This is a genomic window from Microbulbifer maximicatervae (SeqCode), assembly GCF_052467505.1.
Genome location: NZ_CP174313.1, coordinates 2,189,287 through 2,210,117 on the forward strand (window position 1 = coordinate 2,189,287; position 20,831 = coordinate 2,210,117).

The 20,831-nt window shown below is 42.2% G+C and carries 19 protein-coding genes; 9 read left to right on the plus strand and 10 right to left on the minus strand.

The genetic code is table 11. From position 1 onward, the window contains the following. The first annotated feature begins 1 nt into the window (after position 1). From ACJJIN_RS09525 to ACJJIN_RS09540, 4 genes are all read left to right on the plus strand, one after another. Complete coding sequence (locus ACJJIN_RS09525; RefSeq protein ID WP_444897861.1) at positions 2–574, plus strand: TetR/AcrR family transcriptional regulator; 573 nt, start codon at positions 2–4, stop codon at positions 572–574. Between the two features lie 26 nt (positions 575–600). Next, entirely contained in the window at positions 601–903 is a 303-nt protein-coding gene (locus ACJJIN_RS09530; RefSeq protein WP_444897862.1) for a YciI family protein, read from the plus strand. Positions 904–912: 9 nt separating this feature from the next. Beyond that, a complete protein-coding gene (locus tag ACJJIN_RS09535; RefSeq protein WP_444897863.1) occupies positions 913–1,521 on the plus strand; it encodes a DNA-3-methyladenine glycosylase I in 609 nt (202 codons plus the stop codon). A gap of 322 nt (positions 1,522–1,843) precedes the next feature. Then, positions 1,844–2,098, plus strand: a complete 255-nt coding sequence (locus tag ACJJIN_RS09540) for a hypothetical protein (protein WP_444897864.1) — start codon at positions 1,844–1,846, stop codon at positions 2,096–2,098. 261 nt (positions 2,099–2,359) lie between these two features. Here ACJJIN_RS09540 and ACJJIN_RS09545 read toward each other — a convergent pair whose 3' ends face one another. Next, positions 2,360–3,277, minus strand: a complete 918-nt coding sequence (locus tag ACJJIN_RS09545; protein ID WP_444897865.1) for a LysR family transcriptional regulator — start codon at positions 3,275–3,277, stop codon at positions 2,360–2,362. Between the two features lie 100 nt (positions 3,278–3,377). Between ACJJIN_RS09545 and ACJJIN_RS09550 the strand changes: the two genes are divergently transcribed. Next, positions 3,378–4,511, plus strand: a complete 1,134-nt coding sequence (locus tag ACJJIN_RS09550; protein ID WP_444897866.1) for an oxidoreductase — start codon at positions 3,378–3,380, stop codon at positions 4,509–4,511. A 937-nt stretch (positions 4,512–5,448) separates the two neighbouring features. Next, entirely contained in the window at positions 5,449–7,026 is a 1,578-nt protein-coding gene (locus tag ACJJIN_RS09555; RefSeq protein WP_444897867.1) for a phytoene desaturase family protein, read from the plus strand. A gap of 165 nt (positions 7,027–7,191) precedes the next feature. On the opposite strand, the gene ACJJIN_RS09560 is transcribed toward ACJJIN_RS09555, so the two are convergent. The 3 genes from ACJJIN_RS09560 to ACJJIN_RS09570 form a co-directional block, all read right to left on the minus strand. Beyond that, positions 7,192–9,018: a DUF885 domain-containing protein gene (locus ACJJIN_RS09560; RefSeq protein WP_444897868.1), complete on the minus strand. Its 1,827-nt coding sequence runs from the start codon at positions 9,016–9,018 to the stop codon at positions 7,192–7,194. Between the two features lie 1,425 nt (positions 9,019–10,443). Beyond that, complete coding sequence (locus ACJJIN_RS09565; RefSeq protein ID WP_444897869.1) at positions 10,444–11,355, minus strand: manganese-dependent inorganic pyrophosphatase; 912 nt, start codon at positions 11,353–11,355, stop codon at positions 10,444–10,446. Positions 11,356–11,385: 30 nt separating this feature from the next. Then, positions 11,386–11,568 (minus strand): hypothetical protein, encoded by a 183-nt coding sequence (locus tag ACJJIN_RS09570; RefSeq protein WP_444897870.1) that lies wholly within the window; start codon positions 11,566–11,568, stop codon positions 11,386–11,388. 1,290 nt (positions 11,569–12,858) lie between these two features. Between ACJJIN_RS09570 and ACJJIN_RS09575 the strand changes: the two genes are divergently transcribed. Next, positions 12,859–13,446 carry a hypothetical protein gene (locus ACJJIN_RS09575; protein ID WP_413662643.1) on the plus strand — a complete coding sequence of 196 codons (588 nt, stop codon included), beginning with the start codon at positions 12,859–12,861 and terminating at the stop codon, positions 13,444–13,446. A 623-nt stretch (positions 13,447–14,069) separates the two neighbouring features. Here the strand turns inward: ACJJIN_RS09575 and ACJJIN_RS09580 are convergent. The 4 genes from ACJJIN_RS09580 to ACJJIN_RS09595 all read right to left on the minus strand — a co-directional run bounded on the left by ACJJIN_RS09580 (position 14,070) and on the right by ACJJIN_RS09595 (position 16,918). Further along, positions 14,070–14,426: a hypothetical protein gene (locus ACJJIN_RS09580; RefSeq protein ID WP_444897871.1), complete on the minus strand. Its 357-nt coding sequence runs from the start codon at positions 14,424–14,426 to the stop codon at positions 14,070–14,072. Positions 14,427–14,829: 403 nt separating this feature from the next. Beyond that, positions 14,830–15,180 carry a hypothetical protein gene (locus tag ACJJIN_RS09585; RefSeq protein WP_444897872.1) on the minus strand — a complete coding sequence of 117 codons (351 nt, stop codon included), beginning with the start codon at positions 15,178–15,180 and terminating at the stop codon, positions 14,830–14,832. A gap of 921 nt (positions 15,181–16,101) precedes the next feature. Then, positions 16,102–16,650, minus strand: a complete 549-nt coding sequence (locus tag ACJJIN_RS09590) for a hypothetical protein (RefSeq protein ID WP_444897873.1) — start codon at positions 16,648–16,650, stop codon at positions 16,102–16,104. 88 nt (positions 16,651–16,738) lie between these two features. Further along, positions 16,739–16,918, minus strand: coding sequence for an IS3 family transposase (locus tag ACJJIN_RS09595; RefSeq protein WP_444897874.1), 180 nt, complete (start codon positions 16,916–16,918; stop codon positions 16,739–16,741). A 1,183-nt stretch (positions 16,919–18,101) separates the two neighbouring features. On the opposite strand from ACJJIN_RS09595, the gene ACJJIN_RS09600 reads away from it, so the two are divergent. Then, positions 18,102–18,389, plus strand: coding sequence for a hypothetical protein (locus tag ACJJIN_RS09600; protein ID WP_444897875.1), 288 nt, complete (start codon positions 18,102–18,104; stop codon positions 18,387–18,389). 297 nt (positions 18,390–18,686) lie between these two features. Then, positions 18,687–18,977 (plus strand): transposase, encoded by a 291-nt coding sequence (locus ACJJIN_RS09605; RefSeq protein WP_444897876.1) that lies wholly within the window; start codon positions 18,687–18,689, stop codon positions 18,975–18,977. A gap of 121 nt (positions 18,978–19,098) precedes the next feature. Here the strand turns inward: ACJJIN_RS09605 and ACJJIN_RS09610 are convergent, their stop codons facing one another. Together ACJJIN_RS09610 and ACJJIN_RS09615 are read right to left on the minus strand one after the other, a co-directional pair. Next, a complete protein-coding gene (locus tag ACJJIN_RS09610; protein ID WP_444897877.1) occupies positions 19,099–19,626 on the minus strand; it encodes a hypothetical protein in 528 nt (175 codons plus the stop codon). Positions 19,627–19,692: 66 nt separating this feature from the next. Beyond that, positions 19,693–20,091, minus strand: a complete 399-nt coding sequence (locus ACJJIN_RS09615; RefSeq protein ID WP_444897878.1) for a hypothetical protein — start codon at positions 20,089–20,091, stop codon at positions 19,693–19,695. Between the last annotated feature and the right edge of the window lie 740 nt (positions 20,092–20,831).

Here is a 20,831-nt window from a genome sequence, read left to right on the forward strand (position 1 = left end):
TATGGAAAAACTAGATACCCGTGAACGAATCATTGATGTTGCAGATGATTTATTCTACCAACAGGGATTTGAGCATACCTCTTTCAAAGATATTGCCAGCCTCTTAAATATTTCACGCGGGAATTTTTATCATCACTTTAAGACGAAGGATCAGATCTTATCCAGCGTAATAGAACGAAGATTACAAAAAACCCGAGTAATGCTCCAAGATTGGGAAAATCAAGGAAGCGCACCTGATCAGAGAATCAAGTGCTATATACGTATTGTTATTACCAATTGGGATAAAGTCAGAGATTTTGGTTGCCCCATTGGTACTCTCTCCAATGAACTAGCTAAGCTGAATCATATAAGCCGGGAGGACGCTAATAAAATATTCACTCTATTCAGAGAGTGGTTAAGAATGCAATTTACTCAGCTAAACCCCGATATTGATGCAGATAACTTATCATTGAAGGTTTTATCTTGGAGCCAAGGGGTGGCCACTATGGCAAACGCCTTTCAAGATAAGGGTTTTGTCGAGCATGAAGTTAAGAAGATGTGCTCTTGGGTTGATACGTTCCAAATGAAGGGGTAGCCCTATTTATAAAGGAATTGAATTATATGTTTATTATCCTATTAAAATTCTCACAGAACAAAGCACAAGCTGCCCAGTATATGTCAGGTCATAAGGTGTGGCTGCAAAAAGGTTATGATGATGGTGTATTTCTAGCATCAGGAAACATAAAGCCCGGTATTGGTGGGGGGATTTTAGCGTTTAATACTACTTACGAAGAATTGTTGGAACGCATCAGTCAAGATCCTTTTATATCTGAAAATGTCGTTAGTAGCGAAGTCATAGAAATCGATGCATCCAAAACAAGTCCGCAACTTGAATTCTTACTAAATACTGAGACAGATGGTTAGGAAGCTGATATGCCTGCACAACTTATACAAGGCCACGATGGTAAATATCGCTGTAGCTGGTGTTCTTCGGCACCGGATTTTCTAGAATATCATGACTCTGAATGGGGCTACCCAGTAGATGATGATTACCGTCTATTTGAAAAACTATGCCTGGAAGGTTTCCAGTCGGGACTGAGCTGGCGCACAATCCTAGCCAAGAGAGAGAATTTCCGGAGGGCCTTCCATAAATTTGACTTTAACAAAGTAGCTCGTTTCAACCAATCAAATATTGAAAAACTTCTAAAAAATGAAGGGATAATTCGGCATCGGGGTAAAATCGAGGCTGTAGTTAGTAATGCCAAGTGCGCCAAAGAAATCGTTAAGAACGAAGGTTCGCTGGCATCGTTTGTTTGGAGATACGAACCTAAGGAGGAAGCCCTTGCCACACCACAAAGCATGTCAACCTCAAAAGAGTCTATCTTACTTTCAAAAGACTTAAAAAAACTCGGTTGGAAATTTGTAGGCCCAACAACTGTATACGCTTTCATGCAAGCAATGGGACTAATTAACGATCATTTAGAGGGATGCGTCACAAGGACACAAATTGAACTTCACAGGCGGAAATTTATAAGGCCCTAGCAATCAATAAGACAGCAAGAATGAGTAAACATACCACACTCAGCTGGAAATGTTCTTTGCACAACTTGTATCTACCCCCATTCACACTTTAATCATCTTTTGTTTTCGATCAGAAAATTTTACAAACTATCTGTATATCTATATAGATCTGGATTATGTATAAAGCAAAAAATCAGGGTTTAATTGTTACCACTTTAAAATAGATATTCGCCCCCTATCAGATTAAGTGACCTCCTTACTTTAAAAGATAAGCAAATGGAAAAACTCGTATCCTGTTAGGTGGGAAAGTATATCTCCAAGTAATTCCAAGAGATAAACTTAAATGGAAAATAACCTGGCACACTACGGTCTTGACTGGCTAGCTATATCCTTAAGCTTATATGCAGCCTACTTGCTTGGCAACAAGCAAAAAATTGGCTTTATTATTTTTGCAATTTCCAATGTTCTCTGGATAATTTTAGGAATATTCTTCATGTCAAGTTATGGTATGGCTATTGGCAACCTGGCCTTCTTCTTAATAAACGCAAGAGGTTTTAATCATTGGAACACTGAAAACGTGGAGAAAAAAGTAATATAATTAAACAACAAAGCATAGTCTAACTCATATATCTCACTTGCAATCATCATTTGATATTAACGTAACGATTTACACTTGAGTCTCAATCACGAAGCACATCAATGGGCCACTTAAGAAATACTGATGTGCTTCAACCTTGCAAGCAATTTTTACAGTAAAGCGACATGCCTCAGCCATCCTTCTAAGAATCGCAACCTATTTTTATAATTTAACATTTGAGAAATCCTATAAATAGTTCTTGAAAACAGAAAAGTACAAAATTTATATGCTTAAGTCACCTGAACTTTCACTCAAATGACTATCTATAAAATTTGTCAGTAGCGTCAAGCGATAGGTGGGCCGCCTATTTCCAGGCCTCAATGAATAAAGGTTCAGCCTTTTCGTTTCAAAGCCTGTTAATATCGGGACCAGTCTTCCTTTATCAAGGTCATCAGCGATAATAAACTCAGGTATCAAGGCAATCCCCTTTCCCTCTAATAAAGCCGTATGGAGTAGTTTACTATTATTGGAAACGAGCCTAGGCTCCAGATAAACTTCTAGCAATTTATCCTTTTCCTTAAACTGCCACACTCTAGGCATGTCCGGCAAGGTATACACTAGACATGAATAATCACTCAGATCTTGAGGATTGCGCGGCTCGCCATATTGTTCTATATACTCGGGTGCGGCGCATGCAACTCTGCGATAACTGGTTATTTTTCGACAAAGTAGTGAACTATCAACTAGCTCATTAGTGAGCCGTAATACGAGATCAAACTTCTCCTCTAACACATTGACATGATGATCCCCCATCTGGATATCGAGGCTAATATCTGGATAGCTATCCATAAATGCATTTAGGATGGGACCAAATTTGGATAGCCCCCAGGACATAGGCACGCTTACCCTCAGCTTCCCACTATGACTCTCACGGGATTCCGATAGATCATCTTCTAAAGCATCCCATTTGCTGAGCAAGTCAATAGCACGTGAATAACAACGCTCCCCAGCGTCGGTGATTTGCATGTGCCTAGTAGTGCGATGGAAAAGCGTAACCCCTAGCTGAGATTCCAATCGCTCTACCGACTTGGACACCCAAGCGGCAGAAACCCCCAGCCGTTTCCCCGCAGCGGTAAAACTCCCGCGCTCCACCACGGCACAGAATACTCTCAAGCTCTCTAACTGATTAATACCCGGCATATTCAATAAAAAGTTAAAAATGTAACGACAGAATGACTCATTTACATAACATTTTGTGAATTGTCAAAATGAGGAAACTTATTACAAGCACAAGTGATTTATGACTACTAAGTACCGTAATCTATTTAACGACACTAAGATTGGAAAGCTCTATATACCTAACAGACTAGCCGTAGCGCCGATGACACGGGTCAGTGCAGAGCCAGATGGCAGGGTGGGGCCATTAATGGGGGAGTATTACGAGAAATTTGCCAGTGGTGGATTTGGGCTGATTATCACAGAGGGGCTTTATACCGATAAACTTTTTAGTCAGGGCTATAGAAATCAACCTGGCATGGCCAGCCTCAGCCACGCAGAGAGCTGGAAGCCAATTACCAATGATATCCATGCACTAGGAGCAAGGGTATTTGCCCAGTTAATGCATGCCGGAGCCCTCTCCCAGCACAACCCTTACGCCAACAGAACTGCTGGCCCCTCTGATATTCGCCCATTGGGAATCCAGATGCCTTTCTACCATGGCGAAGGCCCCTACCCCATACCAGAGGCCATGACACAGCAGGACATCTCACAGGCTGTTGAAGGTTTTGCTAAGGCTGCCCACTTAGCCCAGCTTGCTGGCTTTGATGGCGTCGAAATCCACGGAGCTAATGGCTATCTTCTAGATCAATTTTTGACCGCCTACACTAATAAACGACAAGACTGCTTTGGCGGGTCACTTAATAACCGCTTACGTATCTACAAAGAAACCCTTAAAGCTGTAAGGGAAACAGTCGGAGATGGCTTTACGGTAGGTATTCGCTTCTCACAGAAGAAAGTCAACGATACCAACCACATCTGGGACGAAGGCGAATCTGGAGCTGCCAAAGTCTTCGAGTTAGTGAGACAATACGGCGCCGACTATATTCACACCACGGAGCCTGAAATAAGCGCTCCGGCCTTTGAAGGCACGGAATCACTCTCGCAGCTAGCGAAGAAGTACAGCGGTCTGCCAGTGATCGCCAATGGTGGCGTGACCGAGCCAGAGCAGGCAAGTCAGGTACTAGAGAGTAATCAAGCAGATATTATCTCGCTAGGTAAAACTGCCCTGGCCAATCAAGATTGGCCCTGCGCGGTTAAGAAAAACCGTTTGTTGAAGAAATTTAATTTTGGCATGCTCTCACCCCATGCAAACCTTGAGTGCGCACGCAGCTACTGTCAAGAGAACCCCTCCCTGTCGGTGAGTGATAAATCTTAGATCACCTAATATTGTTTACCTCACAGCCGCCAAATGATTAATTGCATCAAGTTTTTATAGGCAGTACTAAAAGATATACCTGTTCTGTATTGGGTTCATGATATGTAATTGGCGGCGTTTCTTTAGAACAAAATAAATCACTTATTCTCAGTTACTTTTTAGCAGCTTGAGGGAAGGATACCCTAGTACACTTAGAGGGAAAACTATGGGCGAATCATAATATCCATTGCGGCGCCCAATACAGTCTTTATCCGAGGTAAAAAAGGCTAATTTTCTAAATAGAAACCACATTCAGAATATCACGAATCTACTAACAAAAATTCGAAATATAGCTTTATCATTCAACCGTCACTAGACACAAATGATAGTACAGTCAATGAAACCCTACTCTTTTTGAAGAAGGATGGCGCCGATTTGCATCATATTGCAACAGCTAGATCACTAAAAATAATTAGGGCTTGAGTTAAACACTTGCACTGGATTAATTCTAAACCGCCTATTTAATCTAGGTGAAATCGTTGCTCCGATAGAGCATACTTAGAGAAATTAAATTTGGAAGAATTGATCCTCATCCCTTCAGTGCCTGTAAAAATTAAAACTGCTACTCATTATACTGGCACTTATTATTCACACCGACTACCGATTTTTCATTTGATTTAACTCATTGATTAGACTTTACCTCTCAAAATAGTCACCCGACCCTAAAAGGATTAAAGTAAGATAGAGTATCTCTATTACTTACTACAGGCAGCACAAAGGAGCATCCCCATAGAGCTTAGGGCCAGTGTGCCAAAATAATTGGATCGCAAGTTATTTTAGCCTTAGACTAAAAATAAAAGAGATCAGTCTTTAGGAAAGGTATATTTGAGTCGCCCCTTTATTTTTTGATTTTTTTTGGCAACAATCTGTACAACCATAATCCAACTAGAGAATAATAATGAAGGATTTTTTAATTATCGGTGGTGGCCATAATGGCCTGGTCTGCGCCTGCTATTTGGCAAAAGCGGGAAAAGCTGTAACAATCCTAGAGCGCCGATCTATAGTCGGCGGCGCCGCGATTACAGAAGAATTTCACCCGGGCTTCCGGAACTCTGTAGCAAGCTACACCGTAAGTCTACTCAACCCGAAAATCATTGAGGAGCTGCACCTCCGTCAACATGGCCTGGATATAAAGTTACGGCCTCAATCTAATTTTTATCCACTTTCAGACAATGAAAGCCTTTCTTTCCATAAGAATTTTCTCGATACACAGGCTGAAGTTGCCCGCTTCTCGAAGAGGGATGCAGCCACGCTACCTGACTTTTATTCCATGCTCGAAAGCGTTGCGAACATACTGCGCGAAGAGCTACTGCGCACTCCCCCCAATGTGGGAGGCGGCCTTGTGGACATGGTTCGCGCTGGTGGATTTGGGCTTAGAGCAAAAAAGTTAAGCATGGCATTACGCCGAGATGCTCTGGACCTGTTCACTAAGAGCGCTACCAACGTACTCGATAGCTGGTTTGAGAACGACCATGTCAAAGCCGCGCTTGCCTTCGATTCTATTGTCGGCAACTATGCCGCCCCCAGTACTCCCGGCTCTGCCTATGTGTTACTACATCATGTATTTGGAGAAGTAAATGGTGAGAAAGGCGCCTGGGGTCATGCCATGGGCGGTATGGGTGCTATCACTCAGGCTATGTGTAAAGAAGCAGAGCACCTCGGAGTCACTATTCGCACAGACGCTGAAGTTAAAGAAGTGCTTATCGATGGTGATCGCGCTACCGGGGTACGACTAAGTAGCGGGGAGACCATTACTGCCAATAAAGTAATCGCTAATGTCGGCCCCAAACTACTCTATTCCCAGATGATTGACGAACAACACCTGGACCCAGAGTTCCACCGCCGTGTATGTGGTTTTAGAGTGGGGTCCGGCACCTTCCGTATGAATGTCGCACTGTCTGAACTGCCAGACTTTACATGCAAACCCGGTACTCACGTGCAACCACACCACAAGTCAGGAATCGTCATTGGCCCTACCATGGATTACCTGGAGCAGGCCTATATAGATGCGGCTCAATACGGCTGGTCAAAGCAACCCATAGTAGAGATATTGATCCCCTCCACCATCGATCCCTCCCTGGCCCCCGAGGGTCAACATGTCGCCAGCCTATTCTGCCAACAATTTGCTCCAGAACTGCCGGACGCTAAAAGCTGGGATGACTATCGCGAGCAAGCAGCACAAACCATTATCGATACTGTCACTAACCATGCCCCCAATTTCCGTGACTCCATCATCGCTCATCAAATTCACTCACCTCTAGATTTAGAACGCAAATTTGGCTTGATGGGGGGGGATATCTTCCATGGTGCCTTAGGATTGGACCAACTGTGGAGCAACCGGCCCTTCATGGGCTTTGCCGATTACCGCACGCCGATCCAAGGGCTGTACCTCTGTGGCTCCGGTAGCCACCCAGGAGGCGGCGTTACTGGAGTGCCTGGACATAACGCTGCGATGGAGATTCTAAGGGATAAATAAAAAATGACCCGCAGCAAGCAGGCCATTATCTGTTTGGGTTCAGTAGTGGGGTATGAGTCGAACTCAACCCCCTATTCAAGTGCTACAATGACCTTGATGATCTCTATTACAATTAACGCGAGCTCACTCTAAATAGCAAATAATACCGCTTGAAATGCCTCTTTATTAACTCTCATAGACTTTCTTAGTGACAATCCAGTGATCAACTAGTTGCTCTAACACCATCAGTGGTACGGCACCATTAGTTAGTACCACATCATGGAATTCACGTATATCAAATTTATTCCCTAACTTTTGACGAGCACGTTCTCGCAACTCCAATATCTTCAACATACCAGTTTTGTAAGCTACAGCCTGACCCGGCATCACGAAGTAGCGCTCAACCTCAGTGGTGACTTCAGTTCTCGGAAAACCGGTCGTTTTCACCATATATTCAATCGCCTCTTCTCGACTCCAACGCTTGTGATGTATACCGGTATCTACCACTAAACGAACAGCACGAAGCATCTCATCTTGTAAACGCCCAAGATCATCATAGGGATCATCTTGAAAACCAATCTCCTTGGCTAGCCTCTCTGTATAAAGAGCCCAGCCATCCGCATAAGCTGTATTTGATACGGCTTTAAGAAAAGTTGGCAATCCCTCTAAATCTTTTGCAATTGCCTCTTGAAAATGGTGCCCTGGAATTGCCTCATGATAAGCCAAAGTTCGCATGGTAAATTTCTTTGTTTCATGAACATCGCGCAGGTTTACATAAAACACCCCTCCGCGAGACCCATCAATTGCCGGGGGCATATAGTATGCTTTAGGTGCGCCTTGTTCTTTGAACTCCGCAATTCGCTTAACTTCAACACCCGCAGTTGGCTTTATATTGAAATAATCGTCAATACCTGCGTTAATCTCATCGATAATCAATTGATAGTCTTTGATAATCTGCTCACGGCCCTTATCTGAATTTTCATAAAGAAACCGAGGATCATTATTTATTGCAGAGAAACGGGTATTAATGCTACCCGTATCAAGACCTACAGAAGCAAAGATCTGTTTCATTTCGTCTTCTATACGTTCCACTTCCATCAATCCTGTATGGTGCAATTCATCAGGAGTCAGATTTGTAGTGGTATGAATACGTGTTTGATATGCATAAAATTCATCACCTTCAGGAAGGGCCCAAACGCCATTATTCTCTGTAACTTTATATTGTAATTCTTGATAATAGGCGATCAAGCTTGCGTATGCAGGATAGACATCTGATTCAATTAATATTTTTCCTCTATCAAGAATGCGTGTACGTTCTTTGGCTGGCAGAGTTTCAAGGGTATCCAGTCGCCTTTCCAGAGAGGTATAGAGTATGTTTTCATGCACAGGAACGTTAATAAATCCTTGCATTTCGCTCAACACACGATCAATTACAAAACGTGGAGGCAAGATTTTCTTCTGCTCCCGAATTTTCAACCCATCCAATACTTGAGAAAACTTTCTATCTACTTCACTTAAGCGGGAGAGATAATAATCAGCTTCCTTGACATTATTAATTTGATGCAATTCAACGAGAAACTCCGGAAGAGCATTTTGCACACCAAACATTTGATTGAGAGGGTAATTATGATGCCTCCAGCGCTCTCCTTCTACAAGATTCTCCAGGTAGTACTCCAGAATATCGTAGAAAATTGCCTGCCGATCATCGAGGCTAGATCGATCATAGCTTCTTAAAGTAGATAGTTCATCCTTAACTATCTGTATCTCATGCAGCTCCATCTTTTCAGAAACATCATCAAGATGAGCATTATGGTCATCAATCCCAAATCGTTCTAGCATACGAAAAATTGAGAGTGTTTCCGGGCTGGTACTTTGGATTTTTATAAAGGCCCTTTCAAAATACACATTGATAGACCACGGTTTAAAATAAATCGCATTTACAGCAAAGACTGAAACTGCAACCATTCCAAGTAATAGCATCCCGCCAACCCACTTGGCTGTTGTTTTTATCATTATTAGATCCTCCTAAATTGTGCCGCTATTTTCACTACGCTCTTAAACAAAGCACAACCATTAGATCTAGATAATGCGCCAAACAAACCGAATAAAGCGACAAAATGCATATTGTAGATAGATCATGGTAGAACAATGGATTTAAGAGAGACTTGAAGCCTCAAATAGTTCAAGCCTTACCAAGTAGGATCTTCCACTGTCCTCTCGACTCCGGCTCCAGAAAACTATCATATCGCCAAGCCACTTCACTAATAAATCATTCCAGAATATTGGAGGAATAGAACCTGAGAACTATCGCGATTAATCCGCGAAAACCATTACTGGTACCACCACCAACTACTATTCTAATGTCCGTAATGCCATCATCGTCCAGCCCCCTGAATTTGGAACAAAGGTTTTGTTTGATCTACTGCGACATCTACCATAATACCTTGGGATTGCATTAACTGTGAAGTAACCGATTCTTTATTTAGGATTCAGGTTAGCGTATCCAGTAGTAAGACCTCCGTGTTTGTGACTCTGACAACTCCAAAAGATTTTTTAGGGGCCTGTTTTGGCAGTTAAGATACCAAGAATCAAAGGTACCAGTTCTGGAGCAGCATAAACTTTGACGAACCCAAACTCGTATTAGGGAAAGGAAAATTGGTACACACAACATGAACAAGGAAATACAATTTAATGAACTTATCATATCTCCAGACTATCGCTGGGCTTTACCGCTTTATCCCCTACTAACAAACATAAACATACAAAAAGTACAGGGAAGACATTTCTTTGGAGAGGAAGCCTAAAATATTCAAAGCCTTCCAATCTCACTCAACCCAGCATAAAACATTTAAAAATCTTGTTATCACGCCCACATCTGTACATCTTTAACAATGGAAACAACAGTCAGATATCGCCTATATCAGATCTCATCTTTACCTCCATAAGATTTTTAGAAATATATACTCAACAATCTAAAGGGGGAAATTATCCTGAGAAAATAAAACCTTCTAAAACTATAAATTACTTACTAATCATATAAATACTTCCACCCACTTTTACTTAAAAGCGAAGTGGTAAGAATCAATTACAACACATTCTAAATTGTTATAGAGGTAGTTATCATGAAACATTATCTCCCACACAATTGACTTTACCTTACCAAGGACAATCCTATAAGTACTCGAAATATTTGATGATCTCCAACCATTTCAATCAGAATCGTCGTTGACGATCGAGGTATCCTGGCGCCAGCGAAACTATCCGCACTCCATTTTTTACTTGTAGTAAATTCTCACACCTGGCATAAGCCAATTTTATTCCAGCTTTTCTGACATCTTCTCTTTCTTGATAATGATCCCGCCCGATTTTATCATCACCCAAGAATGAGCATCGCAGAAATAAAATATTTTTGGAGAACTCAATAAACAAATAAACCTTTCAATTTTCTAGAGCTCTTTGTATAGCAGGGCCAATTTGGCGCTTACGTGAGATCACCCCCTCGGCAATAACCATGTCATCCACCTCCTGATCTCCAAAAGCCGCAACAACAACATCTTTGTCTTGATCGTCACTCCAAAGGAGATAAGATCTATTTTCACGAGTGTCGACAATTGCAAAGATCAAGTGATCGATATTTTTTTCTTTCTTAATCTCTTCCATAGCGGACTTCAATTCATACCTCCGATTGATCAACTCCTGGGGTATAAGTGTTTCAGCAACACCAATTCCGACTTTCTTTCCTCCAAACTCAAAATTCTTATAATCAAGTAAAATAATGTCCGTAGCTGAAAACCCACCCAGATCAGATTTCGCCAGCAACATATTCTCTGCAAATTTATTGACATCATCTATACCTGCTCTATTGGCCAAATTTTGAACATAGGCTTTATCATATTCGGTAGTAGTCGGTGATGTCAGATTCACGGTATCAGAGAGGATTGCAGCCAATCCCATACATGCTAAATTCACTGGTAACTCAATACCAAGCAACTGTGCATGGTCAGCTAAAATTGTCGCAGTTGATCCCCAGGGTCTAACTTCTATATTGATCACATTTGGAATGTTGACTGGCGACCCACCAATTGCATGATGATCGATTATTGCCACGATTGAGTCTGGATCGATGCCGCCTGGTAGTTGAGTGCTTTGGTTGAAATCAACCAGTCCAACAGTCTTTCCTGAAAAATCCTCGATAATTTTTGGATCACTCGCATTACATCGCTCAACTGCAAAGCGAGTTTCCGGGTTAACTTTACTCGGAATACTTGGTTCACCTCCATAAATAAAGGCTGCGAGCAAGCTTCCGCTCACGGAATCTGTATCGGGAATTTTATGACCAATCCAAACCAAGTTCTGGCTGCTTTCTAGCTCCTTCTTTAACTAATTAACAGCGATACCGTTAGCGAGTTTAATTTGCCCTGCTGCTGAGGAACTGATTTCCTGTGCGCCTAATGCCCTGCCCATCAGCCCCAACAGTAAAAGTACAACTCCTATAAGCACGCCAGAGAAACTAACTGAAGGGTATTCATCTAATTTTTGCAAACCTGAAACCGGATATCTCATCAGCTCCCTCCACTGTCATTTGTCAAGAGAGCAATAAAAAGTATAATAAATTGCCGATCGCATAAGTAGCTTCCATCCATACCGAACTTTCATTCGCCTGAATATTAATCCGATCACAATACTGTTAGTCGCCCCCCCATGAATAGATAAGCAATTCGTAATATAGACAAGGGGCAAACACTTAGGGGATAAGTCTGATACATCTTAACTATACCCTTGCAATTTGTCGCATGCCGCAACATATATGTACATAACTTCAAAAGCCCCATTTCCTAACTCGCTTTATGTTTGACACAAAGAATGCGATATTGGTACCCGTTGTCTATGGATATCCTCCCAACATAAAGTCTCAAGCGCCAATCTCATTAACAATCGAGTAAGATCTTATAGAGCACTGGACGTTTATCTGCATATGTTTAGCCAGAGGCTCTGCTATGACGCGCCGAGATTTTTCTTGATGCAACACTTCCTTATAACTACCCATCCTGCTGCGTGCTGTGTGGTTAAAAGCCGTATACACAAGTAATAGGAGTTTTATCATTGATACCACAGTCTAAGCTGTAGTGAACAATCACTACAATATCGTACTTTCTATCAACAAAGAGCCACCCCTTAAGAGGATAGATTGCAAAGTTATTCTTCATTGGCAGACGCTAATTAAGACCTCAAAACTGTCATAACGGCACCCTCAGCCACTATACATTGGTAAAACTACAAGAAGTTGTCGCCCTGAAAAGCGAGCTTCTAATGGATATTATTTGACTTGTGTACTGCAAGTTGATCTGCTGTTTGTCAGCCAAGTGATCAGGCCGTATTTATCTTCCAGAAATAGGGCTGCATGTCTGAGAGCTGACCTCCAATCCCGAGGTAGTTTGCTATCTCCCCCAACGCCGGCCATATCTCAACCGTAATTTTAAAATCGCAGACCGCTTGCTGGGTGAGATCATTGAGGGCAGTGTCAAAGGTCTTTAGCCAGCTCAATGAGCGTGGGCATACAGGATAGCTAGCCGCCAGTACTTCCTCTCAGCAACTTCCTGCTAGTCTAGCCCTGCTCAATACATCCGACACCACAGCCCTTTAAGTTTTATCCCAAAGCTAGCCTTTAAAGCTATAACACAAACGCCCAGCATTTTAAGTGTCTTACCTCTAAACCAGAGATGATAATCCACAGAAACTGACACTTACCGTGTAACTGACAACTCTCACTAACCACACAATACTCTGAATAATTATTTATGAACGAAGCTTAGTGTTATAATCTTGTCACCGTGATAATAACAAGGTGTCGAAATGGCAAAATATATTTACCTCCCGGTAAACAGTGAAGAAATGCTAGAGTTTGCGGAGAATATGGCGAGCGCATGGAGTATTCCGAAGAATCATATTCTTGCCAACAAGGTTACATCCGGTATTGGTAAGTCTATGTACCGCTGGATTGATAAGTGTCTCAGTAGCCTCAAATCTGGAGATACTCTTTATATTGTTTCTCATGGTACTGGCGCTGGTGACGGTGAGCAAATTGGTGCTCAACGCAATAACGGTAAGAATAAACAAACCAAAGTTTTCGAGAGAGGCGTAGAGTCGTGGCAGGGTGGAGAATGGAAAACCTATACCCCGACGCAACTAGCAGCTACTTTGGTTAAAGAAGGTTTGCCTGGTAGTTTTGTTGACCTACATCTCTGTGCTTGCGGGTCAGGTTATGACGGTGAGAGGCTAAGGCCCTGGGCACAGCGTTTACGTGAGGCGATGGCCACTACCCATAAAAGCCTAGAGGTTACTGGGTACCTTGGTTGGTTTGACGCTACTGGCAGCTCTGTCAAGATTAAGGTTAATACCAAATATTATGATTTGAATGAGCGTGCAGTGACCTTTTCTTAATAGTTATCAATTTAAGATAAGTATAAACATCAGGTAGAGCGCCCAAAACTCAGCATACGCTAGACAGTTATAAGCGGATGTATTTCTCCAGGCGATCTAAAAAATGGATCGCCAGCTGTTACCGTCTCAAGTTTCAAGTTTGAACCGAGCACCTCCAGTGTTCGGAAGCTTTGGGTGTAACGGCATAAAGTGGTTTCTATTCTCTTCGCGAAACCACGCTTGCTTAACCCATAGAATTATCTGTATGTAGCCTCCAAAAAGAAGGATCGCAATTTAGATTTCAGGAAAAATCACACGGCTAAAAATATTCCATTTATTCCAGGGTGGATTAATGCATCATCCAAATGCTGGTCTTCTATCAGCCTAAACTTTGAAGATTACTTTAAAGGTTTTACGGGATCGGAGGGGGTACTGCAACAAGCTTATAGCCAGCTCAATAAATTTTGAGCTCACGACATAGGCGACCACCATCCCTCTAGTTAAACATTAAACTTTAAAACCTGAGTACAAATTGCCAGCACTTTTTCCTTGTTTATTATTCGCAAATAAAAATCCTTCAGAGTATAGGCTTGCCGTACAACTGACACCCCTTTCCAATCCATAGATGCCAATAAACTACTTTTCTAATTAATACAATGATGATAGGTGTACGCTTGCTTTCTCCTGATTCCATAATCTCCCTTTGCATCTGGCTCCTTGCTTATCATTATCAATGTAATTAGGGCCTTTGCTTCCCCCCTCCAATCTAGTACCGTTTCACCGATATGGCATTCTTCGAGAATATAGTTATCTGGCAAATAACCCCCACTATCGTAATAAAACTCCACATAGCAGAACATCTCACCAGCGTGCTCTTTTTTCTGAAACTCAACTCCCTCTACATATACATTACCACTGATATTCCACACACCGCTACAGTCGCCGTACACCGATATAGGGCAAGATATCACCAACATAGCTGAAAAGATTAAATCCTTCATTGGAGCTCCCTTCCGTTTATTTAAATAAATTAACCTTCATGCAATAAAAGAAAGTATTGGTAATAAAATACTACCATTATCGACTGAGAACCCCCACTAAATTCATTACCCTGCCTTTACCTATGGAGCAATTAGATGCCATCTACCCTCTGCTTTTTAGCTCAGGCCGTACAATACCCACGGAAGATAGTGTATAAGAGAATAAATGTAACTTTAACACTTACCTACTCATAACGCCAAAACAAGAAACAAACCTAAATAGAGCAAAAACAACTTGTATGCATTTCCCCTTCAATTGTAAATTAGCGATAATTTATGACTTTAATTGTGTTTGTGTGAGGGAGGGGGGGGGGGGAATACCCATGCGCTTAAGAACACAAGGGTATTCTTTGCAATAACTATTTTAACTATTGTAAGTGCAATCTGAATTGGTACACAGCTGAACTATAGTGGCTTTTTGCTTTTCACCAATGCATCCGTCCAACTTGAAACGAATAGGCTTTTGGCTAACTTGAGCTGTCATTGCAATTGATACAGCACGGTTAAAAGCTGCCTCATTACCCAAAGAGTCAGCATCAAATCTTACCGCATGACTGCCGCTACCACACTCTTGAGTTTTAGGCCCAGTCCATCTTACAACCACATAATCAGAAAAAGATTCAAGTAAATCAATCTCGCCATACGACCAGCTAGGTTCTGCAAATACATTTGGAGTTACAAGCATCAGCAGCAGAGAAAAAGCAAAATTTTTCAACACTCACCCCCTTTAAATATCAAAAATAAATTCAATATTACAACAATCCAATGTATATTTCATCATCTATAGCACTCATGTAACGAATAGATAGCTGTGGGATGAGTGGGTTTTTCTACCTAAATTAGATCGACCCAAACCTTCATCTATACAACTCCAAGAGGCAATTGACTAAGATGTATAACTTCAACCTAGGAGTAATCCCTGCTTGCGCAGCTTCATTTAAAAGCCTTAACTCTACCCATACCAATGTCAATTGGCACTAATTACTCTTCGATTTAACAACGTATTCGTGTCTCAGCCTAAGGCAACCAGCCCAGATACCTATTTCTATTAACCCGTGTAAGCGTTTGAATACGCCGAAAGCGTTGCCTTTTCAATTGGACAACTATTTGAGACTCCCGGGCTGGAGTCGTCGGCATTCAGATCTTAGAAATCGAGGCTATGTTATCGAACGCACGCCTCCCACCCAAAGCGGCTTGGTATCTCACACCATCAAGGCTGCATTTAACCGGGATTTTGAAAGCCGCCTCCAGGCTTTTAGGAATTAGTCAGGCAGTGCAACAAATTTAAAGCCGACTAAATAGAATTTGGGTACATGGCATAGATCAATACAGTCACCTCATCTTAATTACTCTTTGCTAATCTAGCTCACCCTCGAACATCTACCGCCGCGATTGCCGTTTTCTATAAAGAATCGCGTTAGAAGGCTGAGTAAAATTTGTAACATTTCATATCCACGGCCTTCATTTCGAATGATGATGAGCCTCTGGAATTTGGGCTTGTCATGTAATTACCCCCTGAAAACTCTCTCGTATTGAGTAGACGCCTACCCAATTCAAAATGGTAAGCATCTACTCAGTAGGGGGGAGGCTTTATCCCATGGAGGGGCGAAGACCCAGAGCAAATTACATCAGCTTGTTATGTTTTTTCATATATTTCTATAAACTCTTTAACTATATACTCATCAAGTTCTTTCGCACTTCCCCAGCGATTTCGATACTGGATTTCCACATCAGTTAACATCCTAGCGGCTTCCGATAGACCAGATTCACAACAGAGATATAGAAACACCCAATACCTCTCTATTACCCCCACCATATTTTTGTCAAATTTAAATAAGTGTGTGAGTAATTTATTAGGTGAATCGATAGAGTGAACAACACTGAAATACTCCTCAATGTCGATCTCCTCTCCCGAATTAATAAAAACTTCCCCACTTTTAGTATTACTTTTCTCGATAATAGGAGAGGCAAATGCCAGACATCCATCCTTGTCTTCTCTAAGCTTCCTTGGGAGGTAACCCCAAAATGGAGAGCTCTGTTCTCCAAAAAGTAGGGCCATCAATCTAGAAAATTTTTTCGAGTAGAAGTACATATACAAAAAATCTTTTTCTGCATTGTCTTTATCAAATTTTGACTCGAATAAATAATCGCCAAATAATTTAATGGATTTTTCGTATTTACTCATGAGTTTCTTGGTCGTTGCCTGAGACTGGGCTTGCCCACAAAAAGTAGACTCTCCAACTATACGTATTTTCGCTCATACTCTGCTGGACTTACACAGCCCAATGCAGAGTGCTTACGAACCCTACTGTAGAAATCTCAATGTATTCAAACACCTCAGATTTTGCTTGCCCTTCTCTTTCGAATGTTCCGGCATAGACCAGCTCGACTTTTAGCCTGCTAAAGAATGATTTCATTGCCGTATTATCCCAACAGTTAGCCTGGCGACTCATACTCGGCTTGCACTTGCTTTCAGACAAGAGATACTAGCATTTCTGCGACCGATATTGCCCCCCCCCCTGTCAGAGCGAACTATTAGTCCAGGCTTTATTTATCGTCGCTCTAGAGCCATTTCCAATGCACGACGTGCCAATTCATCGATCATCTGCAATAGGTCTAAACCTAACTATACAGGGTGTCTACCAAGCGTGGGTAAGTCTTGTACATAACGCCGCAAACAGCGGCAGATTTGAAGCAGCGAAGCTGCTGAAAAACTGTCCAACCCATGTAGTGGGCGGTGCAACTTCGCTTGTTATGCAATGCTGACATTATTGCTACTCTATTATTTGGCTTACGCTACTTGGATCAATTCCACACTCTTTGAGCCACGATGCCATTTCTGACAAGCTAATTGAGTGTTTTGTGATCGCTCCGCCGCTATTGCCCTCAAAATAGTAGCCTGAGCTATTGTGCCCCTCGTAGATTGTTTTTATGCCTTTGCAATCTGTAAGAAACTCCCGTTTAAACGCACTCTTTCCCAGTGGAGGCTTAGTTTGTGATTTCGTTGTACAACCCGCTTGCACAAGAATGAGGAATATTAAAATAAATATCGGGGCTCTCTTCACTCGCTTTCCTTGTGAGCACAACGCCCAGCAGCGAGCCCGGCAGACGAAGCCTGTGTACTTGAGCCGCTTGTTATGAAGTTGGGCCATCAGCACGCTTCTTTTTAGATTTCTTACAGGAATACAACACAGCACTTCTTATCACTGTGCAGAAGCATATAACTGATCCGATGAAGCACGGGACAAAGAGCAATAGAATTCCACCTACATACCCCATATAAGCGAAGACTCCAAGCAGAAAACCAATGAAAACCTCGGTTACCACTGACTCCCAATCTACGGAACTATTCAACTCAACCGTCTTAGCTCCATAGTGCCTTAATCCTATTCTTTGTATCTTTCTAGGCATAAAAAATCATAACTCCCGCGGAGGCCCGAAGGGCCGCAGCAAACTGCTTGCGTTTGTATGGTTGTTCTTGATCGATTCTGATGTTGAAAATCTTTTTCGCTAACGGGTAAATTGAGACCTACCTTCGGCGGCCACCGAAGGCCTTGTTTGTCACCGTTCGTCGCTGCACAGGTTTATAACAAGTAGGAACGTGACAAACACTCACTAGGCATAACTCAGATAGTCATGTGGGCCTCGAGCCTGAATAGCAAGGCGGAAATAGCTTATCTTATAGAACCTCAAGATATCAATGTCGGTATCGACACCAGCAGTAAACAGCTCGATATTTATGTAAGACCTACTGGTCAGTTTTTTAGTGTTGCCGATAATGAAAACGGCAATAAGGATGCCATTAAACAACTACAACCGATTAAACCTCAAAGAGTATTAATAGAGTCCACGGGAAGACTCGAGTTACATTTTGTTTACGCCGCCGACAAAGCTGGATTACCTGTTGTTGTTTGCAGTTCTTAGCAGATAAGAAACTTCGCTAAATCCGCAGGTCGCCTCGCCTAGACTAACAAAGCTAGATGCAATAGATATTGCACATTGTGGTGAGGCCATGAAGCCAAGGTTGTCGACGCTAAAACCAGAAAAACTTAGGGAGATCAGTGACTTACTGATCTGCAAGAAGCCAGTGCATAGAGATGAGCACAATGCAAAAGAGTCGGCTTCAGCGGATGCCTAGATCAGTGCACAAACCTATCCAGACCATTTTAAGCACCATTAGAAAAGAGTTACAAGGTATCAACAAAAAAACTGGATAACAGTGTGTCTGAGTGGCAGCAAAGGCGCGACCTATTGTTGAACCCTAAAGGAGTCGGAAATGTATTGGCTTATACGCTGATGAGTGAACTTCCTGAGCTCGGAGAATTGAACCGTAAAGAAATCGCTGCACTTGTAGGTGTCGCACCGATTAACCGTGCTAGCGTCAGCTTCCAGGGAAAGAGATACATTCGGGGCGGAAGGCATTGTGTACGCACGATTCTGTTTGTTTCCATCAGGCCGGCCATACAGCATCATCCCAAACTAAAGCCGATGTATAAATGCTGGCAAATTTAAAGGGTCGCTCTAATTGCCAGCATAAGAAAGCAGATTACGATCCTGAATACGATGGTGAAAAATAACACTTACAGGGATGAAAGTATGGCTTAATAACTTGATTGGCAACCATAGTCACTTGTTAACCCTTGCCCGCTTTGACGGTAAAAACACTTGATGGACCAACGTTTAGGCCGTTGGTAACAAGAAATACCTCAATTTCTAAATCAAGCGCGATTTGATGAGATGGGTGCCCATCCAGCCACGCAAATAAGATATTACTCTTGCCGTTTTCAATTGCTCCGACCACGGGTAAGTCCGGGAAAATAGCATCTGGCAGAACTCCGTTTTTAACTCGGAAATAAATGCCAAACTCTTCGATTGAGTATGTGGATTCTTTGGGGAGGGAGATTTCCAGAGACAAAGTGCCAGCATCAGAACAGGAGCTTCCCGGTGCGCTTGAACCTCTGGTGATGCCAGATACTCTAACGATAGGAGCAGGAACTTGCTCCCAATAGTCTCCTTTCTCTCCCTTTTGAGCTGGACCAGGGTGTTGCTCCCATTGCTTTAAAGTGGGCTTGAATAAATCAGAGCCGCTAAATGAGCACGCCAATGCCCCTTGGGCAGATAACAACGAAGAAATAACGATTATTTTCAGTAGATGCCTCATGACTCTCCTTGAGGGTTAACGATTTTAGCAGCGTGTGCACGCTAGGGCGTCGCCAGCCTAAACTTGTTATTGGGCCCGCGGACTGGTTGTTTTTATCGGGGCCATAAGATCTGATGGATCGTCATAAAGAACTACTTCATGCTTATCCGAATCGGTCTCAATTCTTACAACCCATTTAGCGCCCATAAACGCTATTTTCCACCAGAAACTCAAGTTTTCTATTTCTACAGACTTGATACATTCAAGTGGAATGGCGATTTTTATTTCCTTTTCAAACATTGCCGCCGAGCAATCATTCGGACTATAGGACCAATGTACGATCGATTCTCGATCTACATACAATGCACCTGGTCTAGAACGAAAACACAGACCGTAATAAGCTCTGCTCGTACCGAAACGGACATCTTCAGGGATACTCCGCTCTTCTTTCCATTGCTTAAACTTTTCTTTTCCTATCAGTTTCAATTAGAACTTTCCTTCACTTCAAAGACGTATAACAGTTAATTTAAAAGAAACTTCCTTATATCACCCTGCTTTATATTTCTATACTCCACTTCCTCTGAAGACTTAAAAAACCAATAAGTTATCGTAAATTTGTGTTAATACGCAAAAATAAATACAAAGCAGCGTCTTTACAATTCCGTATTTTCTCTGCTTTACATCAACTTTTGAACCCTTTAAGTATCAATGAGTTACTGAGTTTCACCTAGAAATAGGAGCAGCTATCGCTGATTTTTGTTATAGATTGTACAGCTGTACACTTTTCGTTCGGTATTAGCCAATTTGGATAGCCAAAAGTTTATAATCTGAGGGTTATACTAGCTAGTCACATCTGCCCTCTCACTCCCCCAACCTTATTGATCTCCTGATTTTTATCACCTGGCGTCAACAGGGCTTCCGTTACTACCACCCTTGTAAGTAGCAATAACGATTCTGCGGGGCTGGCTATACAGGTTCGAAAAAGTGTGTTGGATTGAAATCTAGAGATATGGAGGGGCACTTTGCAGGGTAGGCGAGCCGCTTGAGGCTCCATTCAGGAAAGGATGAGCTGCGAGGAGCAGAAAAACCAAAGCATAGATTCCTTCAAAAGTGGAACCTCCATTGCTGGCAGCTAGATTAATCACTGACTCAGTACACAAGAGCTAGGGAGCATTGACAGAAATATACCTCCTTCATCAAAAGGCTAGGCATCTTCACTTAGTGTA